The organism is Vibrio sp. CUB2, assembly GCF_001557945.1.
Taxonomy (GTDB): domain Bacteria; phylum Pseudomonadota; class Gammaproteobacteria; order Enterobacterales; family Vibrionaceae; genus Vibrio; species Vibrio owensii.
On the sequence record NZ_LNRB01000058.1, the window covers coordinates 1 to 1429 of the forward strand.

Genomic DNA, 1429 nt, shown 5'->3' on the forward strand with positions numbered 1-1429 from the left:
CTGTTTATCACTGGCTGCAGACCAAGGGTACACAAAACATTGGCTTGATTGCGGCAAGTCTCTCAGCTCGTGTCGCCTATGAAGTTATCTCTGACTTTGAGCTGTCTTTTCTGATTACTGCGGTTGGTGTGGTGAACTTGCGTGACACTCTAGAGAAAGCGCTTGGTTTTGATTACCTCAGTTTGCCTATCGATGAGCTACCAAACGATCTTGATTTTGAAGGCCATAAGCTTGGTTCTGAAGTGTTCGTTCGCGACTGCTTCGAGCACCATTGGGATACCTTAGATTCTACTCTCGACAAAGTAGCCAATACATCGGTTCCTTTAATTGCCTTTACCGCTAACAACGATGATTGGGTTAAGCAAGAAGAAGTCTATGACATGTTAGCGCATATCCGCAGTGGGCATTGCAAGCTCTACTCCTTGCTTGGTAGTTCTCATGACTTGGGTGAAAACTTGGTCGTGTTACGTAATTTCTACCAATCCGTCACCAAAGCCGCCATCGCATTGGATGGAGGCAGCTTAGAAATCGACGTCGACTTTATCGAGCCTGATTTTGAACAACTCACCATCGCGACTGTGAATGAACGTCGCTTGAAAGCGGAAATTGAAAGCCGTACGCCAGAAATGGCTGAGGTCTTATCGTAATACCAACAAATAAGGAAATGTTATGAAATTTGGAAACTTCCTTCTCACTTATCAGCCACCTGAGCTATCTCAGACCGAAGTGATGAAGCGATTGGTTAATTTGGGCAAAGCGTCTGAAGGTTGTGGTTTCGACACTGTTTGGTTACTAGAGCACCACTTCACTGAATTTGGGTTGTTAGGCAATCCTTATGTGGCCGCGGCACACCTATTAGGTGCGACAGAAACGCTCAATGTTGGCACAGCGGCCATCGTATTGCCGACTGCTCACCCGGTTCGACAAGCGGAAGACGTAAACCTATTGGATCAAATGTCAAAAGGACGATTCCGTTTTGGCATTTGTCGCGGTTTGTACGACAAAGATTTCCGAGTCTTTGGTACAGACATGGATAACAGCCGGGCCTTAATGGACTGTTGGTATGACTTGATGAAAGAAGGCTTCAATGAAGGCTATATTGCGGCGGATAACGAACATATTAAGTTCCCGAAAATCCAACTGAATCCATCGGCTTACACACAAGGTGGCGCTCCTGTTTATGTCGTCGCGGAGTCAGCGTCAACGACAGAATGGGCTGCAGAGCGTGGCCTACCAATGATTCTAAGCTGGATCATCAACACTCACGAGAAGAAAGCGCAGCTTGATCTTTACAATGAAGTTGCGACTGAACATGGCTACGATGTGACTAAGATTGACCACTGTTTGTCTTACATCACCTCCGTCGATCATGACTCAAATAAAGCCAAAGATATTTGCCGCAACTTCTTGGGTCATTGGTACGACTCAT

General features: G+C 46.0%; 2 protein-coding genes. Both read left to right on the forward strand.

All coding sequences use genetic code 11. From position 1 onward, the window contains the following. The coding region (locus ATB78_RS27755; RefSeq protein ID WP_061011156.1) for an acyl transferase at window positions 1-647 on the forward strand (647 nt) is incomplete at its 5' end. A gap of 22 nt (window positions 648-669) precedes the next feature. Beyond that, window positions 670-1429 (forward strand): LLM class flavin-dependent oxidoreductase (locus ATB78_RS27760; protein ID WP_061011157.1); only part of this gene is annotated, 760 nt, incomplete at its 3' end.